The organism is Paenibacillus sp. DMB5 (assembly GCF_001517085.1).
Classification (GTDB): domain Bacteria; phylum Bacillota; class Bacilli; order Paenibacillales; family Paenibacillaceae; genus Paenibacillus_AQ.
In genome coordinates, this window is the sequence record NZ_LRAC01000125.1 from 14941 (window position 1) to 29781 (window position 14841).

General features: G+C 54.5%; 12 protein-coding genes and 1 tRNA gene. 6 read left to right on the forward strand and 7 right to left on the reverse strand.

The window, feature by feature from the left end:
- Nucleotides 1–15: 15 nt before the first annotated feature.
- Nucleotides 16–3489 (reverse strand): PAS domain-containing hybrid sensor histidine kinase/response regulator, encoded by a 3474-nt coding sequence (locus tag AWJ19_RS16560; RefSeq protein ID WP_082707946.1) that lies wholly within the window; start codon nucleotides 3487–3489, stop codon nucleotides 16–18.
- Nucleotides 3490–3694: 205 nt separating this feature from the next.
- Nucleotides 3695–3778: transfer RNA gene (locus tag AWJ19_RS16565), tRNA-Leu, on the reverse strand.
- Between the two features lie 203 nt (nucleotides 3779–3981).
- On the opposite strand from AWJ19_RS16565, the gene AWJ19_RS16570 reads away from it, so the two are divergent.
- From AWJ19_RS16570 to AWJ19_RS16580, 4 genes are all read left to right on the forward strand, one after another.
- Nucleotides 3982–4449, forward strand: coding sequence for an Lrp/AsnC family transcriptional regulator (locus tag AWJ19_RS16570; RefSeq protein WP_068725355.1), 468 nt, complete (start codon nucleotides 3982–3984; stop codon nucleotides 4447–4449).
- The gene (locus tag AWJ19_RS16575; RefSeq protein ID WP_068725357.1) at nucleotides 4446–5048 is read left to right on the forward strand and encodes a LysE family transporter; all 603 of its coding nucleotides are present in this window, start codon (nucleotides 4446–4448) and stop codon (nucleotides 5046–5048) included. Before AWJ19_RS16570 ends, AWJ19_RS16575 begins: the two co-directional genes overlap by 4 nt.
- A 103-nt stretch (nucleotides 5049–5151) precedes the next feature.
- Nucleotides 5152–5349 carry a hypothetical protein gene (locus tag AWJ19_RS36720; RefSeq protein ID WP_241781777.1) on the forward strand — a complete coding sequence of 66 codons (198 nt, stop codon included), beginning with the start codon at nucleotides 5152–5154 and terminating at the stop codon, nucleotides 5347–5349.
- Nucleotides 5298–5909 carry a methyltransferase domain-containing protein gene (locus AWJ19_RS16580; protein ID WP_241781778.1) on the forward strand — a complete coding sequence of 204 codons (612 nt, stop codon included), beginning with the start codon at nucleotides 5298–5300 and terminating at the stop codon, nucleotides 5907–5909. Before AWJ19_RS36720 ends, AWJ19_RS16580 begins: the two co-directional genes overlap by 52 nt.
- Nucleotides 5910–5972: 63 nt before the next feature.
- Here the strand turns inward: AWJ19_RS16580 and AWJ19_RS16585 are convergent, their stop codons facing one another.
- Nucleotides 5973–7208, reverse strand: coding sequence for an MFS transporter (locus tag AWJ19_RS16585; protein WP_068725359.1), 1236 nt, complete (start codon nucleotides 7206–7208; stop codon nucleotides 5973–5975).
- A 198-nt stretch (nucleotides 7209–7406) separates the two neighbouring features.
- Nucleotides 7407–7508: a sporulation protein YjcZ gene (locus AWJ19_RS35905; protein ID WP_197071419.1), complete on the reverse strand. Its 102-nt coding sequence runs from the start codon at nucleotides 7506–7508 to the stop codon at nucleotides 7407–7409.
- Between the two features lie 201 nt (nucleotides 7509–7709).
- Here AWJ19_RS35905 and AWJ19_RS16590 point away from each other — a divergent pair, with 201 nt between their 5' ends.
- Nucleotides 7710–9425: an ABC transporter ATP-binding protein gene (locus tag AWJ19_RS16590; protein ID WP_068725360.1), complete on the forward strand. Its 1716-nt coding sequence runs from the start codon at nucleotides 7710–7712 to the stop codon at nucleotides 9423–9425.
- 208 nt (nucleotides 9426–9633) lie between these two features.
- On the opposite strand, the gene AWJ19_RS16595 is transcribed toward AWJ19_RS16590, so the two are convergent.
- The 3 genes from AWJ19_RS16595 to AWJ19_RS16605 form a co-directional block, all read right to left on the reverse strand.
- Complete coding sequence (locus AWJ19_RS16595) at nucleotides 9634–10908, reverse strand: M20 family metallopeptidase (protein WP_068725362.1); 1275 nt, start codon at nucleotides 10906–10908, stop codon at nucleotides 9634–9636.
- A 120-nt stretch (nucleotides 10909–11028) separates the two neighbouring features.
- Nucleotides 11029–12474 (reverse strand): DEAD/DEAH box helicase, encoded by a 1446-nt coding sequence (locus AWJ19_RS16600; protein ID WP_068725433.1) that lies wholly within the window; start codon nucleotides 12472–12474, stop codon nucleotides 11029–11031.
- Nucleotides 12475–12506: 32 nt separating this feature from the next.
- The gene (locus AWJ19_RS16605) at nucleotides 12507–13172 is read right to left on the reverse strand and encodes an HD domain-containing protein (RefSeq protein ID WP_068725364.1); all 666 of its coding nucleotides are present in this window, start codon (nucleotides 13170–13172) and stop codon (nucleotides 12507–12509) included.
- 328 nt (nucleotides 13173–13500) lie between these two features.
- Between AWJ19_RS16605 and AWJ19_RS16610 the strand changes: the two genes are divergently transcribed.
- Nucleotides 13501–14817 carry a histidine--tRNA ligase gene (locus AWJ19_RS16610; protein WP_068725365.1) on the forward strand — a complete coding sequence of 439 codons (1317 nt, stop codon included), beginning with the start codon at nucleotides 13501–13503 and terminating at the stop codon, nucleotides 14815–14817.
- The last annotated feature ends 24 nt before the right edge of the window (nucleotides 14818–14841 follow it).

Here is a 14841-nt window from a genome sequence, read left to right on the forward strand (position 1 = left end):
TCCTTCGTACGCGGTTTACTCCTGTTTGCGGAGCTGGGCTGACCATTCCCGCAGCACCCTGTCCAGCTCCTCTGTACGGATCGGCTTGGAGATGAAATCCTGCATTCCCGCTCTCAGGCACATCTCCTTATCTTCCTTCTGGGCAAACGCGGTAGCGGCCACAATCACCGGATACAGGCCGTGCTCCTCCCTGATCCGCATGGCAGCCTCCATGCCGTCCATCAGCGGCATCTGGATATCCATAAAGATCAGGTCATATTGGCGCAAACGCACTGCCTCCACTGCCTGCTGCCCGTTCAAGGCAACATCCGCATGATACCCCCGCTTTTTGAGAAAAGCCTGCATAATCTGCTGATTAACCGGATGATCTTCAGCAATCAGGATCGACAGCGGCCCATATTCACCGAACGAGTACTCGCTGCGCCTGTTCTGCACCGTTACCTGCTTGTCCCCTTCACCTGCCGTTATGAGCTCCTGTGCGGAAGCCTCCCGCGGAATCAGGGCCTCAATGGTAAAATAGAACGTTGCCCCCTCACCTTCCCGGCTGTCCACCCCGATCGCTCCGCCCAGCAGCTCGACCAGCTTTTTGCTGATCGCCAGTCCCAGTCCGGTTCCGCCGTACTTGCGGTTAATGGAGGGATGAAGCTGGGAAAAGGATTGGAACAGCAGCCCTTGGCTGGCCGGGGCAATGCCGATTCCGGTATCTTTTACAGTAAATTTGAGGATAACCGCACCGTTCTCCCGGACCGCTTCCAGCTGCGCAGTCATGCTGACCGTTCCTTCATCAGTGAACTTAACGGCATTGCCGACCAGATTAATAAGAATCTGACGCAGTCTCCCCTCATCGGTTACAAGGAGCGGCGGAAGCTCAGGATCAATCTCTGTCTGTAGCACAAGCCCTTTTTCCTTTACACGCGGATAAAAGATTTCGGTTACATTAGACATCACCTGCCGGAGATCAACGGCCTGCAGCTCCACAGTCATCATGCCGGCCTCTATTTTGCTGAAATCAAGCACCTCATTCAGGATATGCAGCAGTGATGCACTGCTCTTGTTGATAATTTGCGTGTAGTATTCCTGCTCCTCGCTAAGCTCGGTGCCTGTCAGCAGATCCGTCATCCCGATAATGCCGTTCATCGGTGTGCGCAGCTCATGGCTCATAATGGCCAGAAACTCCGATTTGGCCCGGTCCGCCTGTTCGGCTGACTCCTTAGCCCTTACAATTGCTTTTTCCTCCGTAATATCACGGAATACGACAACAACACCCTTCTGCTCCCCGTTGTCGAACAGCGGAGTCATCCGGTATCTGACCAGGAAGCTGGAGCCGTCCTGACGCCAGAATACCCCTTCCTTCTCTTCATAGGACAGATGCTCCGAGAACCATTCAGGCAGTGTCTTGCCGCCTCCCGGATAAGGCTCTCCGTCCAGCCAGGTCTGACGTATCGCGTGCAGCTCAATGCTTCCTCCGGACTGACCGGAGCCGTAGCCCAGCATCGCGCTGGCAGCAGGGTTAATAAACACCGTCTCCCCTTCCAGGCTTATGCCGAAAATCCCCTCGGTAACGGAGTTAAGGATCAGTGCATGCTCATAGCTCAGCTTCTCAATCTGTTCCAGATGCCGCTTGCGTTCAGTGATATCGCTTGTAATGGCAAACACACCGACTACGCGGGAATCCAGCATAATCGGCACATAAATCATACTCACCTCGACCAGGTGCCCATTCCTGTGGATCAGCCTGCTCTCAAAGGTCTGTGCCTCCCCGCCGGCAGCGCGTGCAAATCTTTCGGTTACAAAATCCAGCTCCTCCGGATCAATAAGCTCGCTGTAGAAGGAGTGCAGCAGGCTGCCCCTTGAATAGCCGGTCAGATGCAGCAGACTGGCGTTAAGCGACTGGATGCAGCCTTCCAGATTCATGGCTATGATGGCAGAAGGGTTATATTCAAACAATGACTTATAGCGGTTCTCGCTTTCCATCATTTTCAGCTCATACTGCTTGCGTTCCGAGACATCCCGGGTTACACCGATAATTTCGGCGGTTTCTCCGGTACCGTAACGGATATGGCGCAGCGTTGTTTCCACCCACAGATAGGAGCCGTCCTTGCACAAAAAACGGAATACGATCGGCTCCAGTCTTAATCCGCTCATCCCGTCTCGGATATACTGCTGGACTCTGGCTTCATCCTCAGGGTGAATATATCCCATCCCTTTCGTGCCGACCATCTCCTCAGGCGTATAGCCGAACATCTGCTGGCACACGGCGGAGGCATACAGATAGGTGGCATCCTCATCCGCCGCATTGCGTGTGATAAAATCCTGGGAGTTTTCAGAAATCAGCCGGTAATTCTGCTCGCTCTCGCGCAGCTGCTCCTCCATAATCCGGTGTGCGGTTACATCCTGGACTACGCCGCTGATCTGCCTTGTTTTGCCGTTATCATCCAGAACAGCTTCCCAGTGGGCATTAATATATTTATCTGTCCCGTCTGCTGCTGTGATCCGGAAGGTCATACTGTCACTCCCCCCGGAATGCAGGCATTTCCGGATGGCTCTCATCACCCCCGGCAAATCCTCCGGATGGATGGAGTCCTGAATCAGCCTGGGATCATACGAGGAGTGATTGCTGAAGTCACCCCTGTGCCCGAAAATATGGCGCAGCTCCTTGGATACCGTCATCTGCTTGCGGGCATGATTCCATTCCCAGGAGCCCATTTTGGCCAGAAACTGGGCACTTGCCAGCATGTCTTCATATTTCTTGCGCTCTGTGATATCCCTGGCAACGGTCAGCACCTGCTCCACTTCACCCTGGGCATCACGCATAACCTGGAAGGAGCTTTCAATCCATAAATAATCACCGTTTTTGTGACGGACTCTTCTGGTAAAAACATCTTTATCTGAATAAAGCTTGCCGGGCTCTTTCATCTCAATGGCATCTTTAATATGGTAATATTCAAGTCTTTTCTTGCCGATCATCTCATGCGCGGGATACCCAAGCATCTTCTCCACGGAAGGAGAGACATACATAATCGTTCCCTCGGGATCAGCCAGCGAGATCATATCCGGAGTATTCCGGGTGATCAGGTTATACAGGTTATATTCTTCCCGTACCCTTTGCTCAGCCTGCTTGCGCTCCGTAATATCCTGCAATTCCGCAATCATATAGACGGGAGTGCCTTCAGCCTCATCAAAGGTCAGAAACAGGTGCAGTGCCACCCAGAAGATTTCGCCGTTTTTGCGGATAAACCGTTCTTCACTGTCCACAGCCGCACCGGGACTCTGGAGCAGAAGCTTCATTACCCGTTCCTGGTCTGCCTGGTCTTTCTTCTCTATACATGTGATATCAAGATAACGGAGGCTGAGAAATTCCTCTTCACTGTATCCGAACATGCTGCATAAAGCGGGATTCGCCAGCTCGATCATTCCGTTCGTGAGCGAAACGACCGCAAAACCGGTGGAAGACCGCATATATAGGGTTTTATAAAGGACTTCAGACAATGATATTGCCTCCTCTGTACATTCGGGGGTCTTGGCTCATTCATAGTATACCTTTTTTTCGGCCGATCCGCTGTCGAACTGAAGTCCCTGATTGGAATGAGACCGCAGCTTGCACAAAATCCCCCAGTCACGGGTGTGAATGAGGGATTAATGACAGTTAAAAAACAAAAAACCCTTCTGCTGAAGGGTTTCGTCATAAAGCTGATGCGGTCGAGAGGACTCGAACCTCCACGGTATTGCTACCACACGGACCTGAACCGTGCGCGTCTGCCAATTCCGCCACGACCGCATATTATGTATCTCAGTGACTTAATCACCGTAATTAAGAATATACACTCTTTTCAGATGAATTGCAAGACCTATTTTTTAAATGGATTTTCGATTCAGCGTTCATCCTCATATATTGATTTCATTCATAAGATAAAAATCACTGTTGGATTAAATATAATAAGTTATATTTCTGTTTAACTTAGTAAAGAAAGGACGATGGACATGGATTCTTTAGATAAAAAAATCATCTCTACCCTAATGGCTAATGGAAGGATCACCTGGTCTGAGCTGGCCGGAATGCTCGGACTCTCCTCCCCTGCTGCCGCTGACCGCGTAAGACGGCTGGAAGAGCAGGGGGTCATCAAAGGCTATACGGCTCTGATCGATTCTGAATCAACGGGCTACAGCCTGGCTGCACTCGTTGCCGTCTCCCTTGAACGTCCGGCACACCGGCAGGCTTTTCTTACGCTCGTACACGGGCTGCCGGAAATTCAGGAATGCCATCACACGGCAGGTGACGATGACTACATCCTGAAAATCCGCTGCAGGGGAACAAAGGATCTCGACCGGATTATCAGTGAGGAACTGAAGGGTCTGCCGGGTATTGTGCGGACGAGGACGACCATTATCCTTGGCACCGTCAAGGAGACACCGAATGTTCCCCTTCCGTATGGAGACAACGGAGCATGACCCCCTGGCCTGCATTGCTGGGCGGCCTGGGCTTCGGCTTTATTGTCGCTGCACCGGTCGGCCCGATGTCGCTGCTCTGCATGAACCGGACAATGCGTCAGGGATTGTCCGCCGGTTTGGGGACTGGAGCAGGCATCGCGCTGGCTGACGCCTTTTATGCGCTGGTAACGGTGACCGGCTTCAAGGCGGTGGGCGACTTTACGGCTGCATATGCCTTGCCTCTGAAGCTGCTCGGCTCCCTGTTCATCGCTTATCTCGGAGTAAAAGCCTGGCGGACTGCGGGAGCCGCTGCAATACCGGAGACTGCGCGCAGCGGAATTCTGTACAGTCTGCTTACCTCGTTTCTGCTGACGCTTGCTAATCCCGCTACGATCCTCAGCTTCATGGCGCTGTCTGCTTCCCTGGGGGGCAATACCGGCAGCTCCCTGCTTCTGCCTGCCGGCATTGCCCTTGGCTCCTTCTGCTGGTGGCTGCTCCTGGCTCTAATCATAAAAGGGATCAGCCGCAGGCTGCCCGGATCCTTTAGCCGGATTCTAAGCCGTATCTCCGCTGCCGTACTTATTCTTTTCAGCTTCTATGGCATATTCAACGCACTCTAATAGGTATAAATAATAAAGTTTATAATCTTTATATATTTCACTTATAAGTCCCAGCCATGTTACAACATAGATAACACTGTAACTGGAGAGGAGTTATACCGACATGAATCAGAAATGGAATGCCGGAACCTACGATGCGGATATGGCCTTCGTCTCACAATATGGCCAATCCCTGGTTGAACTGCTGAAGCCGCAGCCGGTGAGCGCATCCTGGACTGGGGCTGCGGCACCGGGGATCTGGCGGCCGTCATTGCCGGCTACGGCGCTGCAGTTACCGGCATCGATGCCTCGCCTGAAATGATCGCTGCAGCCCGCAGCAAGCATCCGGAGCTTGAGTTCATCCTGGCAGACGGACAGCGCTATACCGCTGAACCGTCCGCCGATGCCGTGTTCAGCAACGCGGCCCTGCACTGGCTGACCGATGCCAATGGAGCTGCGGCAAGCATTGCAGCAAGCCTGCGTCCCGGCGGCCGCTTTATCGCCGAGTTCGGCGGCCAGGGCAATATCGCCTCGGTCACCAAGGGGCTGCCGCGCGCCTTCGCAGCGGCCGGATGCCCGGATAAGCTTGCGCTGCCCTGGTATTTTCCCGGAATCGCAGAGTACACTACCCTGCTGGAACAGAACGGGCTGATTGCCAGCCTTGCACTCTGTTATGACCGACCGACTCCGCTGGCCGGCGGTGAGCAGGGCTTCAGCAGCTGGCTGAATACATTCGCGGACGGGATTCTCAGTGTGCTTACCCCGGTACAGCGTGAAGAAGCGCTGGCCTTCATGGAGCAGGAGCTGAGACCGCAGCTGTTCCATGAAGGCGTCTGGGTAATGGATTACCGGAGAATCCGTGTTGTTGCTGTAAAGAGCTAAAAAAGAGCGCACCGGAAGATTCGTTCCGGTGCGCTCCTTCAATATAATAGCCTGTCTCATCTGTTATTTATTGGACAGGCCGCCAACCTGTCTGTCTCTCCCTGCTCCCAGCCCGGCAGCACACAGAAGCACTGCGGCGGCGGCCAGCAGGACGAGCGGAATATTCCAGCTGTCCGTGGCATCATGCAGCAGCCCGAACAGCGCAGGCCCCATGGCTGCCAGCAGGTAGCCGACAGACTGGGCCATCCCGGACAGCTCGCTGGCTTCCTGGGCTGTGCGGGTCCGCAGGCTGAAGAACATCATGGCCAGCCCGAAGGCAAAGCCGCCGGCGATGCCGATGCAGACCGCCCACAGCGCCATCCAGGCCGTGCTGCCCAGCCAGATGCCAAGGATTCCGATAAAGAACAATATAGAAGTGATTAGGACCAGACTCCGCTGGTTCTTCATCCGGCCTGCCAGCAGCGGCACAAAAAAGGTAAACGGCAGCTGGGCCAGCTGCATCAGCGACAGAATCCAGCCGGCGTGGCCGGCCGACAAGCCGCGTTCTCCAAGAATTACCGAGAACCACGAGATCAGCACATAGTACAGCAAGGATTGCAGTCCCATAAACAAGGTAACCTGCCAGGCCAGCGGTGATCTCCAGACGTTTATTGAGGATTTAGTAGCTTTTGCCCCGCTGTTCTGGACAAAGCCTTTCATTTGCGGAAGCCAGAACAGTACCGCTAGCAAAGCGATAATAAACCAGAGCGACAATGTACCGCGCCACCCTAACCCTGCTCGTCCCGCAAGCGGAACGCTGAAGCCCGAAGCTGCTGCCGCACACAGATTCATTGACACGGTATACATTCCGGTCATCAGGCCGATCCGCGCGGGAAATCTTCCCTTGATCAGTCCGGGAAGCAGTACGTTGCAGACAGCAATAGCTAGTCCGATCAGCGCAGTGCCTGTGAAAAAGGCTACGGCACCCGCAGCTGAACGGAGCAGAATACCGGCAGCCAAGGTCAGCATGGCCAGCAGCAGTACGTTGGCCAGGCCAAAGCGGCGGGCCAGCTGCGGCGCAAACGGCGACAGCAGGGCAAATGCAAGCAGCGGCAGCGTTGTAATAAACCCGGCCAGCGTATTGGACAGCCCCAGATCGTCACGGATCAGGCCCAGCAACGGTCCAACGGAGGTGAACGGCGCCCGCAGGGCAGCTGCAACAAACAAGATTCCAAGCACCAGCGAGGAGGCGGGCCGGAGGCGGTTCGGGTTCCGGGCATGCCGTTTTGCGGATGTCCGGTCTTGAGATTTTACAGTCATGATGATCCTCCTGATTGCAGTACAAACGGCTGACAACCGGTGATTGTCAGCTGCTACAGACCAATTTTCTTACACAGATTGTTATATTATAACTCCGCCTGACTCAAATTGCATAAGTTTTTAACGTTCTGCGCCCGATATGTACACTGCTCCTGCCAGTCCTGAGACTGGCAGGAGCAGCCGGATGGACCTGCTTCATTATACCCAGAGGGATTTAGTAATGATTACAAGCAGGATGAACAAAACCAGAATGGCGCCAGTTGAAGTGAACGGGCTGTATCCGCCGACATTTTCGCTCATGCTTAACTCCTCCTTTTTTCCTGGAATATCCATAACATATGTCTTAGTATCCAGCTTGGACTGGGTGAAGCGGCACGAATTCCTGCCCCTTTGCACATGACAAAGGTTGACAAATCCGGTAACCGTCTTTAGTATCCTAAGAATAAGACGGTTGAGAATGACTCTCAACTAACAATACATACAGAAATGAGTGAACAAGAGATGCTGCGTCGTTTTTTCTCCTACTACCGGCCCTACAAAGGGCTGTTTATTCTCGACTTCACCTGTGCGGTGGGCGCGGGGCTGCTGGAGCTCGCTTTTCCGGTCGCTGTGAATAAATTTATCGATGAGCTGCTGCCCGGCAAGGACTGGCCGCTGATTCTGCTCGCTTGTATCGCCCTGCTCGCGATTTATGCCCTGACAACTGTAATGAATTACGTGGTTACTTACTGGGGGCATATGCTGGGAATCAACATCGAAACCAATATGCGCAAAAAAATGTTCGACCATATCCAGAAGCTCTCCTTCCGTTTCTTTGACAACAATAAAACCGGTCATCTGATCGGACGGATTACCAATGACCTTAACGACATCGGCGAGGTGGCCCACCACGGTCCGGAAGATGTGTTCATCGCCGTGATGACACTGGTCGGTGCTTTTATCCTGATGGCAGATCTTAATCTGCAGCTGGCTGTGATTACTTTTATCATTGTGCCGATTATGGCCTGGGTTATCATCTACTTCGGACGCAATATGACCTCTACGTACCATAACCTTTTTGGCAATGTGGGGAATTTCAACGCCCGGATTGAAGACAATGTAGGCGGCATCCGCGTGGTGCAGTCCTTTGCCAATGAAGAGCATGAAAAGGTGCTGTTTGCCGAAGACAACCAGAGGTTCCGCCAGACCAAGCTGATGGCATACAAGCTCATGGCCAAAAGCTCTTCAGTCAGCTATATGATGACCCGGCTGATTACGATCGTAGTGATGATCTGCGGCGCCTGGTTCTTTATCCAGGGTGAGCTTGCGATCGGTGAATTTGTCGCTTTCATTTTGTTGTCCAATATCTTCTTCCGGCCGATCGAAAAGATCAATGCCGTTATCGAGAGTTACCCGAAGGGCATCGCCGGGTTCAAGCGCTATCTTGAAATTATTGATACCGAGCCGGACATTGCCGATAAGCCGGACGCCATTGATGCAGATTCCCTGCGCGGCGACATCGTCTTTAATGACGTGAGCTTCGGTTATGAGGCAGACCGGCCTGTGCTGAACCGGATCAGCCTGAAGGTTAATGCCGGGGAGACCATTGCTTTTGTCGGACCGTCCGGTGCCGGGAAAACAACCATCTGCAGCCTGCTCCCCCGCTTCTATGATGTGACCGGAGGTGCCATCTCCGTGGACGGGACCGATATCCGCGACATGAAGCTGCATTCCCTGCGCAAGCAGATCGGGATCGTGCAGCAGGATGTGTTCCTGTTCTCCGGTACCATCCGCGAGAATATCGCCTACGGCAAGCTCGATGCGCCGCTGGACGAAATCTGGACAGCTGCCAGACGCGCCCATCTGGAGGACCTGATCAACAGCCTGCCGGACGGCATAGATACCATCATCGGCGAACGCGGCGTGAAGCTGTCGGGCGGTCAAAAGCAGCGTCTGGCCATTGCCCGGATGTTCCTGAAGAACCCGCCGATTCTGATTCTGGACGAGGCCACCTCCGCGCTCGACACTGAGACGGAGGCCGCCATCCAGCAGTCGCTTGCCGAGCTGTCTGTCGGCCGGACCACTCTGGTCATTGCCCACCGGCTGACCACGATCAAAAATGCCGACCGGATCATCGTCGTGAACGAGGACGGCATCTCCGAGGAAGGCCGCCACGAAGACCTGCTGAACACCGGCGGCACCTACAGCCGTCTGTATCAGGCGCAGTATAACGCATAGTCCACGTTGACTGAATAAACAAACAACCTTCCGCTCCCCGGCCTGTCGGCCGCCCTGCGGAAGGTTGTTTTGTTGTGATGCAATCAGACCGGCTGCTTCTGCTCTTAGCGAGGATTCGCTATAAAGATCAGCATACTTGTGCACAGCCAGCAGTATTCATTCCACCCGTCAGCATATGCCTGCATGACGGACTTACCCAACAGCCCTTCTAGTCTGGCGCTCCCCCCAGAAAGCGGAGCGCCAGCTCCCGGTAAAAGCTGATCGATTCAAGGTACGCTTCAATATCAATCCATTCGTCCGGCTGGTGGGCAAGCTTGGGATCACCGGGACCATAGATCAGCACAGGCAGCTTTCCGTGATTATGGAGCACCGAAGCATCCGTGTAATAGGACACTCCGTGCACAGCTGCAGAAACAGCTCCTCTTTCTGTTGGGACGGCAACGGTTCCGGCCACTCCCCCGGCTACATGCTCAGCATCTGCACAGGTGTCAGCAGAAATTGCCCCTTGTCCCGGCTCACCTGCCCCGCCGGCAAGCTCAAGCGCAGTGCGGATCAGCTCCTCGCCGGGATCAGTGTAGACCACACTCCGGTCCAGCAGCTCCTCCACCTCATAGCGGAAGCCGGCATTCAGCTGCTGCATGCCGTCAAGCTTGGCCGTAATCTCGGCCAACAGCTCAGAATGCCGCAGCGGAGGAACCGTCCGGATGTCCACATCGATGCTGCAGCGGTCAGCGATCACATTGGTCTGCACACCTCCGGCGATAGAGTTGACCGACAGGCTGCTTGATCCCAGAACGGGATCATGGGCTTGCCATTCCAGCGCATGGCGCTTAAGCAGCGCGATCACTTCCATCATCCCTTCCACCGCATTCAGTCCAAGCTGCGGCATGGAGCCGTGGGCGCTGCGACCATGCAGCGTTATCCGCAGCCATAGAGCTCCTTTGTGGCCAATGGCAACCCGGCTGCCTGTCGGCTCGGCAATTACCAGGCCATCCAGCTCCTCCAGGCTGTGCTGCTCTGCATACTGCCGCGCCCCGCAGCTGTCGACTTCTTCCCCGGCTGTCGCCAGAAAGATCAGGTCGCCGCCAAGCTTGATGCCCTCCTGGAGCAGCGACACGGCGGCGAGCAGCATCGCGGCCAGTCCGCCCTTCATATCGGAGGTCCCCCGGCCGTACATCCGGCCGCCCTCAATCACTGCACCATGCGGCGGGAATTTTCCGGCTTCGGCCGTCCAGGGGCTGACAGTATCCAGATGTCCGCAGAACATCAGCTTCCGTCCCTTGTCTGCGCCGGTGAACACAGCCTCCAGATTGCTGCGGCCCTGCTCCACTCCGTCTATGCTGCTATCCAGCCCCGCCTCCTGCAAAAAATCCTGCAGCAGCAGCGCTAAACGGTGCTCATTGCCCGGCGGGTTACAGGTATCCGCCTGAATCAGGCTCTGCAAAAAGGGAACGGCAAATTCCCGGCTTCTCACATCTTTCATCTTCCACATCCCCTTCAGCAGCTTAATTTCAAATAATTATGTTGAAATGTACGCTATTCCGCCGGGGTTTGCAGCCCAAAATGTCACGCTCCGGGCACCTGCCGCCGCACATGCTCCCTGTTATTTTTTCGCAATATGCACTTTTAGCTGCTTGCCTTTGATGGTTGTATTCTTCATTGCCTGGAGCACCATCGGGCCCTTGCCGTTAAGAATATCCACATAGGTTACGTTGTCCTGAATCGTAATGATCCCGATGTCATCGACGGTCATTCCCTCAAGCCTGGCAAGCGTACCGACGAAATCGACCGCACGCAGCTTCTTTTTCTTGCCGCCGTTAAAGTACAGCTTGGTAATGTCCCGGTTCACTACCTCGGATTTCCCTGCCTTGCGGACCTGCTTTTTCCCGAGCTTACGTTCAAAGGCCTCCCGTGCTTCTTCCACAGCTTCCGCAGAAGGAGCCTGGGCAACCGGAATGCTGAAGCCGATATAGGCTTCAATGTCAGCAACCCATTTGTGCTCATTAGGCGTAACCAACGTAATCGCTTTGCCGCTGCTGCCTGCACGTGCGGTACGTCCGGTGCGGTGCACGTAGCTTTCTTTTTCCATCGGAATGTCGTAATTGAATACATGGGTTATGTTCTCCACGTCGATCCCGCGGGCAGCCACATCTGTAGCAATCAGATAGCGGAACTGTCCTCTCCTGAACGCATTGATGACTTCAAACCGCTCGTCCTGCAGCATCCCGCCGTGCAGCTTGTCCACTGGAAGCTCCTGGTCAGCCAGTCCCCGGAACAATTCATTGACCTGCTCCTGCGTCCGGCAAAAAATAATACAGCTGTCCGGGTTCTCCACCGTCAGCAGATCCAGCAGCAGGCCGAACTTGGCCGCAGGTCTGGCCTCAATCAGCGTGTGCTCAATAGCAGCCGTTGTGATCCCGCCTGCTTCAATTTCAATATCCGCCGGGTCAGTCATATACTTGCGGCACAAGCTTTTTACGGCCTCGGGCAATGTCGCGGAAAATAGCATCGTTACACGGTCTTCAGGCAGGCGCCGGATGATCTGCTCAATCTGCTCGATAAAGCCCATGCTCAGCATCTCATCTGCCTCATCGATGACCAGATAGCGGATCCGGTTCAGAGGCAGGGTGCCACGTTCGATGTGGTCGAACACCCGTCCCGGTGTTCCTACGACAACATGCGTTTTCTGCGCCAGCTCAATTTTTTGCGGAGCGAACGGCTGCTTGCCGTACACAGCTACGGCCTTGATCCGCTTAAAGCGCCCGATATTGGTGATATCCTCTTTGACCTGTGCAGCCAGCTCCCGGGTTGGAGTGAGCACCAGAACCTGCGGCTTATTCTCCGCCCAGTCCACCAGCTCACAGACAGGGATGCCGAATGAGGCGGTCTTGCCGCTGCCGGTCTGCGATCTGACGATCAGATCCCGGCCCTTCAAGGCAACAGGAATCACTTTGCTCTGTACTTCGGTCGGGGCCGAATAGCCCAGCAGGTCAAGAGCCTTGATAATCTCTTCATTTAATTCATAATCTCTGAATTGCAGCTCGCTCATGTTAATTGTTCCTTCCTTGTTTGCGCCTGTTCTCATATTAACGGCTTCCGGCTGCCCTGATTCCATTCCTTATAAAATTGCTCCAGGTACAGCAGCATGAAATCATGCCGCTCCTCAGCCAGCTTGCGTCCGTAGGACGTATTCATCAGATCCTTCAGCTTCAGCAGCTTCTCATAAAAATGATTAACCGCCGTCCCCTTGGAGTAGTCGCGGTATTCCTTCTGCAGCGATTCATCACGCGGAGCCTCCTCAGGATCGTACACCGGACGGCCCTTGGCCCCCGAAAAAACCATTGTCCGCGCAATGCCGATAGCCCCCAGCGCATCCAGCCGGTCCGCATCCTGCACGCATTGCCCTTCCAGTGTAGCCATGGGAGCACCACCGCCGCCGCTGAAGGACATCGTCCCGATAATCTGCATGATATGTCCGGTTTGCCCGGCGTCCTCCAGATGCTCCTCGAGCCAGCCTGCAACTTTTTGCAGCCCCGCTTCCTTGGAGTCGTTCAGCTTCTCATCAGCGACGTCATGCAGCAGAGCCGCAATCGTGCAGACGAGGACATCTGCCCCTTCCATTCCGGCAATCAGCGCAGCTGTATTCCTTACCCGGTCCGTGTGAAACCAGTCATGCCCGGTAGTATCCCGGCCTAGCTGTTCCTTAGCAAAGCCTTCGGCTGCCGCTATTAATTGTTCATGATCCATTAACAATACCTCTTTTCACTTTAGTTATCACATAATCCGCACATTGCCGATTTTGCGCTTGCACGGCCCCATTTCATCCGCTATAATGTGCATTAATCAAAATTCGAAGGGAGCTGATTCCGGTGAACCTTATAAACAGCATTTCAATCATACAGAATCAGCTTCATCATCTCAAGCGGCGTTAGCACACCTGAAGGCATTCAGGGAGGGCTAACGCTATTCGCGTTTGACCTCCCTGCGTAATATGGAAACGCGCAGGACCACGAGGTCCGGCGCGTTTTTTATTTTGGCCGGACATTCCGGACCACACTAAAGGGAGCTGCTTATTATGCAAAATATCAAAGGAACCTATGATTACTTCGGACGCGAACAGGCGGTAAGACAAAAGGTCCAGACTGTGCTGCGCGGGCTGTTTGAGCTGTATGATTTTGAACCGATGGAAACTACGCTGCTGAATGAACTGGAGCTGCTGACCTCCAAATATGCCGGGGGTGACGAAATCTTACGTGAGATGTACCAGTTGACCGACCAGGGCGGACGGACGCTGGGTCTGCGGTATGATCTGACCATACCGTTTGCCAAAGTCATTGCGCTGAATCCAGGCATCCGGTTTCCGTATAAACGTTATGAGATAGGCAAGGTATTCCGGGACGGTCCGGTCAAAAAAGGCCGGCTGCGCGAGTTCCTGCAATGCGACGCCGATGTGGCCGGCATTGCCGGCCCGCAGGCTGAGGCCGAGCTGATGCAGCTGGCTGCGGAGGTCTTTCGCAGACTGGATATCCCCATCGTCCTGAAATGGAACAACCGCCGGTTTCTGGGCGAAATCCTGGCAGCAGCCGGTGTTCCTGCAGAGGACAGCCTGTCTGTGATGCTGACCCTCGACAAACTGGCCAAAATCGGCCTGCAGGGTGTATTGTCTGAGCTTCGCAGCAAAGGGCTCACAGAACAGGCTGTCCTCGCCATAAGCGGACTTCTGGAAACGGAAAAGGCGGATTTCAGCACTCTGGCAGAGCGCTATGGGCTGGGCAGCCAGCCGGGCGCACTTGAGGTTCAGGCGCTCCAGCAGCTGATAGATGCCACCGGACTCACCCGGGTCTGCAGCTTCGATCCGTTCCTCTCACGCGGCCTCTCTTTTTATACCGGAACGGTATATGAGATATTTGATGCTACCGGCAGCTATACCGCAAGTCTGGGCGGGGGCGGACGGTATGATAACATCATCGGCAAGCTCATCGGCCGGGACGATATCAATGTGCCGACAGTCGGCATCTCCTTCGGCATGGAGTCGATTATGGCCCTGCTGGGAGAACGTCCGGTGCAGGAAGCCGATTCCGGCGTACTGCTGATTCCGATCGGCGAGACCATGCCGCAGGCACTGACCGCTGCTGCCATGCTGCGGAACGCAGGCGTCCGGGTTAATGTCGACACCGGCACGCGCAAGCTCAAAAAAATACTGGCCGCCGCCTCTGCCCGAAATATACGTTTTTGCCTGCTGGCCGGAGAAAATGAAGCAGCGCTGGGGAAACTCCGGCTGAGGGACATGATGCTGCAGACAGAGCAAGTGGTAACTGTGGAAGAGGCTTTGCAATGGATCAAGAGCGCTTCAAAGCCGGAGGATGCTCTGCCGGGCATTTCTGCAGATTAACTCAAATAAAGAGGCCGCTCCTGT